Annotated in this window: 11 protein-coding genes; 1 reads left to right on the top strand and 10 read right to left on the bottom strand. The window is 56.1% G+C overall.

The genetic code is table 11. The features are described 5' to 3' along the window. Positions 1–20: 20 nt before the first annotated feature. The 10 genes from ABI171_RS17650 to rpsP all read right to left on the bottom strand — a co-directional run bounded on the left by ABI171_RS17650 (position 21) and on the right by rpsP (position 11,426). Positions 21–1,859 carry an autotransporter assembly complex family protein gene (locus tag ABI171_RS17650; protein WP_348093842.1) on the bottom strand — a complete coding sequence of 613 codons (1,839 nt, stop codon included), beginning with the start codon at positions 1,857–1,859 and terminating at the stop codon, positions 21–23. Between the two features lie 254 nt (positions 1,860–2,113). Next, entirely contained in the window at positions 2,114–3,505 is a 1,392-nt protein-coding gene (fumC, locus tag ABI171_RS17645; protein ID WP_348093841.1) for a class II fumarate hydratase, read from the bottom strand. 69 nt (positions 3,506–3,574) lie between these two features. Continuing rightward, positions 3,575–6,415, bottom strand: a complete 2,841-nt coding sequence (locus ABI171_RS17640) for an EAL domain-containing protein (RefSeq protein ID WP_348093840.1) — start codon at positions 6,413–6,415, stop codon at positions 3,575–3,577. A gap of 135 nt (positions 6,416–6,550) precedes the next feature. Further along, positions 6,551–6,901 (bottom strand): DUF3579 domain-containing protein, encoded by a 351-nt coding sequence (locus tag ABI171_RS17635; RefSeq protein ID WP_348093839.1) that lies wholly within the window; start codon positions 6,899–6,901, stop codon positions 6,551–6,553. A gap of 216 nt (positions 6,902–7,117) precedes the next feature. Further along, a complete protein-coding gene (locus tag ABI171_RS17630) occupies positions 7,118–8,074 on the bottom strand; it encodes a CobD/CbiB family protein (RefSeq protein WP_348093838.1) in 957 nt (318 codons plus the stop codon). Positions 8,075–8,282: 208 nt separating this feature from the next. Next, positions 8,283–8,957: a CoA pyrophosphatase gene (locus ABI171_RS17625; protein ID WP_348093837.1), complete on the bottom strand. Its 675-nt coding sequence runs from the start codon at positions 8,955–8,957 to the stop codon at positions 8,283–8,285. Positions 8,958–9,164: 207 nt separating this feature from the next. Further along, the gene (rplS, locus tag ABI171_RS17620; RefSeq protein ID WP_348093836.1) at positions 9,165–9,557 is read right to left on the bottom strand and encodes a 50S ribosomal protein L19; all 393 of its coding nucleotides are present in this window, start codon (positions 9,555–9,557) and stop codon (positions 9,165–9,167) included. Positions 9,558–9,721: 164 nt separating this feature from the next. Further along, positions 9,722–10,471 (bottom strand): tRNA (guanosine(37)-N1)-methyltransferase TrmD, encoded by a 750-nt coding sequence (gene trmD, locus ABI171_RS17615; RefSeq protein WP_348093835.1) that lies wholly within the window; start codon positions 10,469–10,471, stop codon positions 9,722–9,724. Between the two features lie 89 nt (positions 10,472–10,560). Continuing rightward, positions 10,561–11,154 carry a ribosome maturation factor RimM gene (rimM, locus tag ABI171_RS17610; protein ID WP_348093834.1) on the bottom strand — a complete coding sequence of 198 codons (594 nt, stop codon included), beginning with the start codon at positions 11,152–11,154 and terminating at the stop codon, positions 10,561–10,563. Positions 11,155–11,171: 17 nt separating this feature from the next. Beyond that, positions 11,172–11,426 (bottom strand): 30S ribosomal protein S16, encoded by a 255-nt coding sequence (gene rpsP, locus ABI171_RS17605; RefSeq protein WP_038491540.1) that lies wholly within the window; start codon positions 11,424–11,426, stop codon positions 11,172–11,174. Between the two features lie 386 nt (positions 11,427–11,812). On the opposite strand from rpsP, the gene ABI171_RS17600 reads away from it, so the two are divergent. Beyond that, a complete protein-coding gene (locus ABI171_RS17600; protein WP_348093833.1) occupies positions 11,813–12,232 on the top strand; it encodes an NINE protein in 420 nt (139 codons plus the stop codon). Positions 12,233–12,360 lie beyond the last annotated feature (128 nt).

Below are 12,360 nucleotides of genomic sequence, written 5' to 3'. Positions count from 1 at the left end.
ATCTTGAAAAATGGAAAAAATCAGAAGGCGATGCCCAGTGAAATATGCGGCCGGAATTGCTTGGCCTGGATACCGTAGGCAAGGTCGACATTGACCGTACCGACCGGGCTGCGATAACGCACGCCGGGGCCGACCCCAACCTTGATGGTCCGGTCCGGCCAGTTATCGGTCGCGGCGCCGGCATCGTAGAACAAGGCGCCGCCCCACTGCTCGCTGATCCAGTGCTGGTATTCGGCGCTGGCGGTCACCAGGTACTTGGTCGGATAGACAGTGCCGTTTTGCGTGTTGCCGATGCTTTCATAACTGTAGCCGCGCACCGATTCATTGCCCCCGGCTCGGAACAGCAAGGAGGCCGGCACCGCAGCGCTGGAACCGGCTGTAAACACGCCGCCCAGTTCGGTACGCAAGATCACGACGTCACGTTTCCCGACAGGGAAATAGTGTTTATAGCGGCCGTCGGCCCGGAAAAAAGTCTGGTCGGTCAGCAGACCTTTTACCGCAAACCCGGTTTGCACCGAAAATATATGGCCGCTGCGCGGGAAAATCGAATTATCCACCGCGCGCCGGACCCAGGCAAAACCCGGCACCAAAGCCTGATGCTGGCCGGGTTGGATCACGGTATTCGGCGGCAGGACCGCGCCGTCGGTCTGTTGCAGACGGTCACGATAGTAATCCAGGGTTAATGCGGTATCGTAGTTTTCCAGCGAACGCGCGCGCTTCAGGCCGATCTTCATGCTGCGCAGATCGACCCCCTGCAAGGTAGTCCGATCGTAGGAACCATTGACGCCGTTGACAAAGCTGCGGCTATCCGGCGGCATCGACAGGTCCAGCGAGCCGTATTGCCGCCGCTGCTCGATCTTGGTCTGGGCGTCAAACACCCAGGCTTTGCCGAACACATTGTAGTTGGTGTAACGGCCCTGCACCTGGGCGCCGGTATCCGAGGCATAACCAAGACCGGTGCGTATGCGCTGGGTCTGGAACTCGGTGACCTGGACGTTTACCGGCGTTTCCCGGGCGTGCATGGGGTCATCGTCGATACTGACAATGACATTGCCGAAGTAAGGCGTGTTCTGGATTTGCCGTTGCAGCAGCAGCAAGCGCTCGACGCTATACTCTTCGCCGACCTGCAAGGGATTGACGTTCTCGATGATGCTCGGCGGATAGCGCTTGGTGCCGGTGATACGCAATGGCCCTAGGGTAAAGCCCGGGCCGCTATCGTATTGCACGCTCAGTTGAGCATCGCTGTCTTCCGGCGTCACTCGCGCTTCCGAGCTGGCTACCTTGGCCGCCGGATAACGCTTCTTGAGCAATACCTGCAGGCCGTCTTCCTTGGCTTTGGCCCAGTCGGCCTGACGGAACGGCTGGCCGGGCTGCAAACCCCAGTTCTGCTTGATCTGGCCGACGCGCTCAGGCACTTCGGTCGCCGCGTTGCCAGTCACATTGACGACCGCGGCGGAAACTGTGGTGCGCTGCTGAGGATCGACGTTCAAACGAATGGTTTTGATCTCACCGGGATCCACCGTCACCGTGGTTTGCGGCGAGAAATAGCCTTCAGTCGAGGTCAGTTGGGTAACTTGTTCATCCACCGTATCAATCAGGAATTTCAACTGATCCTCGCTCAAGTCGTCGCGATCTTTATAGCGCGACAAATCCAGATGCTGTTCCAGCAGCGCCTTCAAATCGCCGGGGGCATCGATCTCTACCCGATATGCGGCCAAAGCAGCGGGCGCGGCAAGACAGCCGGCCACCGAAAGCAGAGCGAAAACAGTGCGAAAGGCTGTGCGAATGAGTGTGCGATTGATTGTGCAATAGGCAGCAGGCATCAAACGCGCAGCGGAGCGGCCAACACGATGCATCATGCGCGACAGCCTGCATTTGGCAGCGGCATGTTTTTGGTCTTCGATAGAAACAATAGGAACATAGGCAAGAGCAAGGAAATACGAAGAGTCATTCTAACAAATATTATTTTTATATTGCGAAAACGACATTAGCCCTTAACCCTTATTGTAGGGGAAACGCCCAGCATATGGACAGAAATAACATGATTTAACCTCAGCCAATACCTCAGCCAAGAGCGGACGGCAACCGTAATCGGTTGCCGCCAGAAAACAACTTACCCGGGGCAGGTCATTTTTTGCGGCTGCACCCACTCCGCGAATTCCTGTTCGGTCACATAACCGAGCGCCAGCGCCGCCTGTTTCAAGGTGCTGCCGTCATGGTGCGCATGCTTGGCGATTTGCGCCGCACGGTCGTAACCGATATGCGGCGCCAGCGCGGTCACCAGCATCAGCGAACGCTCCATCAGCTCGGCGATGCGGTCGCGGTTGGCAGCGATGCCGTCGGCGCAATGCTCATCGAAGCTGGCCATGCCGTCAGCCAGCAAACGCACGCTTTGCAGGAAATTATGAACAATCAGGGGCTTGAACACGTTGAGTTCAAAATTGCCGGAAGCGCCGCCGAAATTGATCGCCACATCGTTGCCGAACACCTGGCAACACAACATGGTCAGCGCCTCACACTGGGTTGGATTGACCTTGCCTGGCATGATGGAGCTGCCTGGTTCGTTCTCGGGGATGCTGATCTCACCCAGGCCGGAGCGTGGACCGGATGCCAGCCAACGGACATCGTTGGCAATCTTCATCAGCGCTGCCGCCAGGGTTTTGAGGGTGCCGTGCGCGGCGACCAAGGCATCGTGCGCGGCCAGTGCTGCGAATTTATTCTCCGCGCTGCGGAATGGCAGGTTTTCAGTCTTGGCCAGTTGCGCGGCCACGCGGCTGCCAAAATCCTTAGGTGCATTCAAGCCGGTGCCGACAGCGGTGCCGCCAGCCGCCAGGTCGCACAGCGGTTCCAATGCGGACGTAATGATTTTTTCGGCAAAATCCAGTTGCGCGACATAGCCGGAAAATTCCTGGCCTAAAGTCAGCGGTGTAGCGTCTTGCAGATGGGTGCGGCCGATCTTGACGATATCGTCAAATTCGACCGATTTCCTGTGCAGCGTCGCCCGCAGTTTTTGCAATGCCGGCAACAGCGCATTGGTGACGGCCAGCGCGGCGGCGACATGCATCGCCGTCGGGAAAATATCGTTGGACGATTGGCTCATGTTGACCGCATCGTTGGGATGCACCAGCCGCTGTTCGCCGCGCACGCCGCCGAGGATTTCCGAGGCGCGGTTGGCCAGCACTTCGTTCATGTTCATATTGCTCTGGGTGCCGGAGCCGGTCTGCCAGATCGAGAGGGGAAATTCATCCGGATGCTTGCCGGCGATCACCTCTTGCGCCGCCTCGATGATGGCGGCGGCCTGGGTTTTCTGCAGCTTGCCGAGATCCAGGTTGACTTGCGCGCACGCTTGCTTGACGGCTGCCAGCGCGACGATCAGCTCGCTCGGCATGCGCTCGGTGGAAATATGGAAATGATGCAAGCTGCGCTGGGTCTGCGCGCCCCAGAGCTTGTCATCCGGGACTTCGATCTTGCCAAAGGTATCGCGTTCGGTTCTGGTGGTGGTCATTTAAGCTCCATGGAGTAACGACGTTCTGCGCAGTCAAGTCAAGCATGGTCAGGCCAGAGCGTCAAACCTCTATGGTAATACTTTTCCCTCGCGCAGGAGAATTTCGATATCTGCCGCGGATACCGGTTCGCTGAAATAGAAACCTTGCATTTCATCGCAACGATGACGTTGCAGATATGACAGTTGCTCTTGCGTTTCCACGCCCTCTGCGATCACCTGCAGACGCAAATTGTGGGCCAGCGAAATGATCGATGCGACGATCGCCGCATCGTCCTGGTCGACGGTGATATCACGCACGAATGATTGATCAATCTTTAACGCATCGATCGGAAAACTTTTCAGATAGGCCAGGCTCGAATAGCCGGTGCCGAAATCGTCGATCGACAATTGCACGCCGATCGATTTCAAGTCGTTCAAGATACCGACCGCCAGCTCGACATCGGTCATCACCAGGCTTTCCGTCAATTCGATTTCCAGGTAATGCGGCGCCAGCCCGGTGTCTTCCAATACCTTGGCCACCTGCTGCACCAGGTTTTGCTGGAAGAACTGGCGCGTCGACAGGTTCACCGACATGCGCAGGTAGCCCAGGCCCATCCGTTGCCATGCCTTGTTTTGCTCACAGGCGGTGTGCATCACCCAGGCCCCCATCTGCACGATGAGGCCGGTTTCTTCCGCCAGGTTGATGAAGCGGGTCGGTGAAATCATGCCGAGTTGCGGATGCTTCCAGCGGATCAGGGCTTCCATGCCGACCATGCGGCCGGTGCGCAAATCGACTTGCGGTTGATAGTAGAGCAGCAGTTCCCTGCGCTCCAGCGCGTTGCGCAGATCACCCTCGATGCGCAAGCGCTCGAGCGCCCGCTCGTTCATCGCCGCCGTATAGAACTGGTAATTGTTGTTGCCCATTTCCTTGGCGCGGTACATGGCGATATCGGCATGCTTGAGCAGGCTCTCCGGATCGGCGCCATCGTTCGGGTAGATCGCAACGCCGATGCTGCAGCTCAGGAAAAAATCGTAGCCCTCGATTTGCAACGGCCGTGCGATGGCGTCCATCATGCCCTGGATCAGACCGACGCTGAGTTCCTCGTCAAGACGTTCCGGCAGGATCAGGACAAATTCGTCGCTGCCCAGACGAGCGATGGTATCGGCCTCGCGGGTGAAGGCTTTGAGACGGCTGGCGACCTCCTTCAACAACAGGTCGCCGGCGTTGTGGCCCAAGGTATCGTTGACGAATTTAAAGCGATCCAGATCGACGAACAGCACCCACACCCGGTGACCGTAGAGCTCGCCGTAGACAATCGCCTGGCTCAGGCGGTCGCTTAGCACGTTACGGTTCGCTAGGCCGGTCAGGGTGTCGTGCCGCGCCTGATGCTCAAGCTCCGCCTCGTAACTCTTCATCTCGGTGATGTCGTACAAGGAAGTGACGAAGTGGCTGACGCGGCCGGAGCTGTCCTTCACCGGCGCCACATACAACTCGTTCCAGAACAAGGTGCCATCCTTGCGATAACTTCGGAACACCGCGTTGGCGCTGCGCTTTTCCCGTAAAGCGGAGCGGATTTCTTCGAGGCCGATCTGGTCGTGGTCGACGCCTTGCAACACTTCCAGGTTACGGCCGATCATGTCGCTGGCGCTGTAGCCGGTAATCAGTTCAAAGGCCGGATTGACGTACTCCACCAGATAGTCCGGCAGTTTGGCGCTGGAGATGATGATCGCGTTGGCGCTCGATTCAATGGCGCGCTCGCGTAGTTGCAATGCATCCTCGGCGCGCTTGCGGGCGACGATATCCTCTTTCATCATCTGCGTCGCCAGCCGCACTTGCTGGGTACGGGCATCGACCAGCTGTTCGATGCGCTTGGAGCGTGTCGACAGGAAATACAGATAGGTGGCGCCCATCCAGCTCAGCAAGCTGCCCAGAATTAGCACCAGGATCGATCCGGCATTTTTCTTGGTGAATACGCGTGGCGGCGACGACGCTTCGATATACCAGGACTTGCCGGCCAGCTCGAAAGTCTGCGACATGTCTTGCGGCGCATCGTAGAGCAGCCAGGCCGGCAGCCAATGACTGGCGACAGAGGGCGTTAGCTGGTCGCCCTGGCGATAAACCAGTGTTGCTGCGTCCGGCTTGGCGCTGGCATACACCCGTAGATAAAAATCATCGCGCGCCTGCACGCCATCGCGGGCAAGGACGTTGTTGACAAATGCATCGGCGCGTAGCGCCGCACTGGTAAAACCGACCAAGGCGCGACGCCGGTCATCGACGTTGTCCAATGCGGCGCCATGCTGGTATACCGGCATCAGCACGATCATGGCCAGCTTGCTGCCGTCCTTGCTGGCCTTTAAGGCAAACAGATCGGTGGAAGACGCCAGGCCTGTGTCGCGTGCGCGCTGCATCGCTTCTTCCTGGATCACGCTTGGCGTTACGTCAAGGGCAAACGCCGCCTCGTTGCCCGCCATCGGTTCAATATATTCAACCACCCGGTATTGCTCATGGCCGACGGCCGGCTCAGGCTTGCCATCGCTTAACTGGAGAATTGTGAAATTGGGATAGTGCTTGCGCATTTCCGCTTCATAGGCCGGCCGCTGGGCTGCCGACACCAGGCGCTGGAAACCGAGTGATTTGATATAAGGAGCACGACGCAACATCGGCGTCGTAAAGGTGTGAAATTGTTCGCGGCTGACGCTATCCATCGTCGCAAACAGGCGATTCACAGTTTCCAGTTCATGTACCAGGCTATCGAGACCGTCGACCACGGCTTTCAAATGGCCGCTGCCAAGACGCCGGAATTCCGCGTCCATTTTCTCGTATTCGAGGTGACGTACCGAGACAAACAAGCCAAGCGTAATCGCCAGGCCCAATATCAAACTGGATAAAGAAGCAATGGGTATGAAAATTGACGAGCCACGACGAAACATTTCTACTCCATTGCGAACAATAGGCGAAATATTACACGGACTTGTTACCTGATAACGCCGCGTGTTGATTTCTTTTTAGTTCAAAAAATCAACTAAAAGCTGCATGGCAACAATTGCTGATATTACAGACAAAAATCAGGTGGATTTCGGCGCTTCGGCGTCGGGCAGCAAGCAGCCCTGCAAGATTTGCAGATCGTTGTCCTTGGCGAAATCGACCACAAAATGGTAAGCCAGAGGCTCGATCTGACGCAGCTCTTCGTTGACGACAACTGAGCGTACACCATTCAGCAGCACCGGGCGGACATAAGGAGAATATTGCAAATGCGCATTGCGTCCGCCCGACCCTTCAGGACGAAAGCAGGCCATGACGCCGCACAGGCGCTCCGCCCAGTCACTGGGGCGAAACTGCCGGCCATCGCTGGTAATACCTTGGATGAAAAATTCTTTGGCGGGCGGTGCGTCAGGAGATGGAATGGTATCAGCCATGCATACAGCTCGTTTCTTCTATAACGCTTGCTACAGAGGTTTGCCTACCCTGTGGTGCGATAGGCTACAGTTTTTTTCAAGCAACTTATGTTGCTTATTCAGAATACTTGGTTACATTCACCAGGATTATTCTTACGTATTATATCTTATAGAAGACTTGGACGCCATCCCGCATGCCCCGTCTCCGCATCGCCCTCCACTACCATTTAGGCGTACTTATCCGAGCCAGACCGCAGCCGACAATAGCAGCAGCAAAAACATCCATAGTAACAAAGCGCGCCAGACCAGGCCGACCGTGCTTTGCAGCGCCCGTGGCGTAGGGACGTCGCCCGGCGGGCTATCGCCATCCATGGCAGTCGAATCAACCGTTGACGCATCTGCCGGCAGGATGACCGCAGCGGTTTCCAACGGCGTGCCGAGCAACACGCCCATGGCGCCACCGCCGGTCGAGAGAATGATGCCGTCAGTCTCGTTTTTCCAGCGGCCTGCAAAATTGCGCCAAGCGTAAATCGCATCTTCGAAATTGCCGACCACGGCAAAGGCCGCCGCCGTCATACGCGCAGGAATCCAGTCTATCCAATAAAATGCCTGGGTCGCAAAACGGCCGAATGCTTCATTGCGCATGTGGTCGGGCTCGTTCCAGCCGCGCGCCAGATATTCTGCAATGCGATACATGACCGCCAAGGCCGGACCGACCGGCATCAGGAACCAGAAAAATACGCCAAACACATGGCGATGGGTGGTGATCAGCGCTTTCTCAACCGCGATGCGGGAGATTTCGCTCACATCCATATCGGTGGTGTCAATCTTGGCCCACTCTGCCAGCAAGGTCCGCGCAGTCGCTTCGTCGCCGCTGTTTAGTGCCAGTTGAATTGAACTGAAGTAGTGGCTGTAGTGGCGGAAGCCGAGCGTTAGATAGACGATCAGGATATTCCACAGCAACGCGGCCCAGGCGCCGATATGCACGCATAGCCAATAGATCAGCGCAGTCGGCACGGTCAGCGCCAGTATCACGCAAAACCAGCCTAGCCGGCCCTGGCGCGCCTGGCCGGCATTGAACGAAGCTTCTATCTTGCTTGCGAAAGACTTCACCCAGGCGTACACGGGATTGTCCGCACGGAGCGGCTTCAGTTGTTCGATCAGCAATGCAAACAGAATAGAGAGAAATGTCATTAACCAGCCTTATAAGTCAACCCACAGCCCAGCAAGATGCTGCCACAGCCAGCCCTTCATCGCCGCTCGGAACGCGGCGCGCCAGCTTTGCCATCACATCTACAATTGCAATATCCCATACGATAACGCAGCACAGGCGCAGAATCAAACTTGTATCGAAATTGCGGCCGGCTATTTTGCAGCCATTCATCTTAAGTCGGACAGCCTGCTAGGCACGCAGAAAGTGAAACAGGTTTCTCAACATCGCGGCGGTAGCGCCCCAAATGAAAAAACGCTCGTACGGCATCGCATAAAAAGTGCGGCGATAACCGTCGGGCAGATCGATGCTGCGCAACTGATGATTCAGGCCATCCATGAGGAAAGCCAGAGGCACTTCAAATATTTCCGCCACCTCGTCCGGATCGGCGCGCAGGTTCACGGGCGGATTGACCAGGCACACCACGGGCGTGACGCGATATCCGGTGCCGGTAAAGTATTCCGGCATGGTGCCGATCACCTCAACCTGGCTGCGCGCCAGGCCGATCTCTTCTTCCGCTTCGCGCAAGGCGGTTTCTATCGGCGAGGCATCGCTCTCTTCCATCCGCCCGCCCGGAAAACTCACTTGCCCGGCGTGATCGGTCAGATGCGCGGCGCGCTGGGTAAACAGCAAGGTTGGCTGCTCTTCATGCATGACGATAGGAATCAGCACCGACGCCGGCGTCACCGGCTTGCCTGGCGACATGCGCAGGATGGCTTGACTATCCATGTTTTCGGGATGCCATTCGGGCTGATGGGCAAAGCGCTTGCGCAGCCACGCCGCGCTCATCCTTTCCGGCGCCAGCGCAGACTCGCCAGCCACCGCGTCGACGGGCAACATCAAAGGATCGAAAGTCAATTTAACCAAGAAAATTCCTCTAGCAGCTTTCCAACACTTTACCGCGATGACAATCAAAGGCCTATCGTAGTCACAGATAATAACAATTTACGACATTTTACTTTACAGCAATTACACCTAGGGCATTGATCGGCTACGGGAGACAGCGAAATGCAAAAAAGGGGCACCTGACGGCGCCCCTTTTTCATGTAATACCTGTACCTGCTACGGCACAACTTACACAGCTGCTGGCGCAGCCTTTGCAGTGTTGCGACGCTGTGGCAGTTTTTCCTTGATACGTGCCGATTTACCGGAACGCTCACGCAGGTAGTACAGCTTGGCGCGACGGACATCGCCGCGACGCTTGACTTCGATCGAAGCAATCAGTGGCGAGTACAGTTGGAATGTACGCTCAACGCCTTCACCCGAAGAAATCTTACGGACGATGAAGTTGGAGTTCAAACCACGGTTACGACGCGAAATCACGACGCCTTCGTAAGCCTGGGCGCGCTTGCGCGTACCTTCGACTACGTTAACGCTGACGACGACTGTATCGCCAGGTGCGAAATCAGGGATGCTCTTGCCGAGGCGGGCAATTTCTTCTTGCTCAAGTTGTTGGATCAAGTCCATTTTTAGCTCCATATACCATCTTGCTGACGCCGTTTTGTGCTTTAACTTTTCGTTAAGGCGCTGCTCAGTAGAGGATGGGGTTAAACACAGGTGGCCGGCTGGCCTCCCCTTGGTACTGCTTACTGCACTTGCTACCAGCTACAACGGATCGGGCGCTTGCGCACTCAACCCATATTCCGTAAAAATTTTTCGTCGGCAGCGCTCAGCAAACCGGCGGCGCGTATCTTTTGAATCAGATCCGGGCGCTTCTTCGCCGTCGCCGACAACATCTGCTGACGCCGCCATTTTTCGATTTCAGCGTGATGGCCGCCCATCAGGACCGGCGGCACCGCCACGCCTTCGTACTGTTCCGGCCGGGTGTAATGCGGGCAATCCAGCAAGCCGTTGACAAAACTGTCCTCGACCGCCGACGCACCGTCATTCAACACGCCCGGCAACTGCCGGATTACCGCATCCATCAAGGCCATCGCCGGCAATTCGCCACCGGACAAAACGAAATCGCCAAGGCTGATTTCTTCATCCACGCAACGATCCAGCAAACGCTGGTCTACCGCTTCATAACGGCCGCACAGCAATACCAGGCCGGGTTCGCTACGCAATTCCATGACGCGCTGATGGGTCAGCGGCCGGCCTTGCGGCGACAGATAGATTACTCTCGGTGCAGGAAGGCTTTGCTGCAGCTGACGCGCCTTGGCTGCGTCAAGCGCGGCTTCCAGCGGCTTCGCCATCATCACCATGCCGGGTCCACCGCCATAAGGCCGGTCATCCACGGTACGATGATTGTCGGTCGTGAAATCACGCGGATTCCACAAGGCCAGCTCACATCTTTTCTGTTCAAACGCACGCCGGGTAATACCCGACTGCGTCAATGCAGCAAACATTTCGGGAAACAGAGTGACGACATCAAATTGCATACCGCTCACCTTCTTGTTTCGCTTGCGATGTTGTTTGCCGCTTTGGTTGCCTGGCCTGGTTCAAATCTGAACCGGATTCAAGACAGGATTTAATAATCCAGTCCCCAGTCAACCGTAATTTTCTTTGCTGCCTGATCCACCGTCTTGACGAACTGCTCAACGAACGGGATCAATAATTCCGGCGCGGTCTTGTTCTGGTCCTTGCCTTGATCGGCGACTGCCGGCACGGTAATCCGAAGAATCGGATGTGCGCCGTTGTCCATCAGATCAGCGACCACTCCCATATGCTCGCCCTGCAGATTTTCAACCACAAGGCCGATCAGATCGACCCAATAGAATTCATCATCCGAGAGCGCCGGGAAATGGCTGCGTGGAATGTGTACCACAGTGCCCTTCATGGCTTCGGCTGCATCGCGCCCTGCCACGCCCATCAGGCGCGCCACAATGTCGCCACTGTGATTTTTGGCCTGCATCATTTCGACATCGCGCAATTCCGGCGAATTCTGCCGGCCTAGCCACCATGTCTTGGCGTTTAACAACGCATCTGCATCCGCTGAATACGATTTGATACGCACCCAGCCATTGATACCGTAAGCGCCGGTGATATACCCGACCACGACCAAATCCGAAGGTATTGCTGCCACGGTTTGTGCGGTGGTCGACAAATCTGCTAACGCGCTCAACGGTTCAAGTCACAGACTTAAGCTGCAGTTTTCTTGGCAGCGTCAGCAACCAGACGTGCAACTGTCGGCGACATTTGCGCGCCAACACCTTGCCAATGCGTCAGACGGTCCTGAGCAATACGGAAAGTCTCTTCAGCACCAGACGCTACCGGATTGTAAAAACCGATGCGCTCGATGAAGCGACCGTCACGGCGATTGCGCGAATCAGTAGCTACGATGTTGTAAAAAGGACGCTTCTTTGCGCCACCACGGGATAAACGAATAACGACCATAATGTTTCCAAAAAGTGTTCGAACACGGAAAAAGCCGCAAATTATAACGCAAACTATGCCCACCCCGCAACCTAAGCAGGTCATCGGTGTGGCGTCACTACGTCAAAAAGGTATTTGCAAGGCTGTAAAAATCGCTTTGCTGCTCTGCGAGCAAGTAACAAGCGCACTGGGTGGGTGCTATCAGTGACAGTCGATTGATTGAGGAGCCTGTACACTACACCCTCAGTTCGCTGTCCGATGCTTACGATGCGTACTAGCAACATCAGTAGCGATAACGGCGCTAGTATATTAGCAATTCCCTCTTTTGAGGCAAAGTAGTGCATTTTGCAGTGGTTTTTTGCAGCATACGTTAGACAAATCAGACAATTCACTCACCTTCCCAGCCAATGACTCCAAGCCACAAGAACAAGACACTTGCCACTTTCACAGCTACCGTATTCGGCAGCATTGGTTTACACCGTTTTTATCTGAAGGGACCCGGCGATATCTGGGGCTGGCTGCATTTTGCAACTTTGCCAATATCCTTGCTGGCTTACTCGCTATTGGGCAAGAATCAGCAGGTAGCTTTCCTGTTCGGACCATTGATTATTTCGGGATTGATTGCCTGCCTGGAATCCCTGATCATCGGCCTGACCCCGGATGAGAAATGGGATGCAAAATATAATGCCGATTCCGGCCGCCAATCGGACTCAAGCTGGTTTGTGATCTTGCTGGTGGTCTTGACCCTGGGTGTCGGCGCAATTGCCCTGATAGGCGCGATTGCACGCACTTTCGACCTGTTGTTTACTGGCGGCGCCTACGGTTGAGCGGTAAGCATCCAACCGCCCCACCTATCCAGCGTGTTTAGTGTTGGATAAAGTCCGGCAATGGCAACAGCGAATCGATCTGGCTGTTGGGGCACGTCGGGAGACGTTCCAAGACGGTGGCCAGCCAA

The organism is Collimonas sp. (assembly GCF_039923675.1).
Classification (GTDB): domain Bacteria; phylum Pseudomonadota; class Gammaproteobacteria; order Burkholderiales; family Burkholderiaceae_D; genus Collimonas.
Note: the sequence above shows the minus strand (reverse complement) of the source record. Positions and strands in the feature narration are given on the sequence as shown.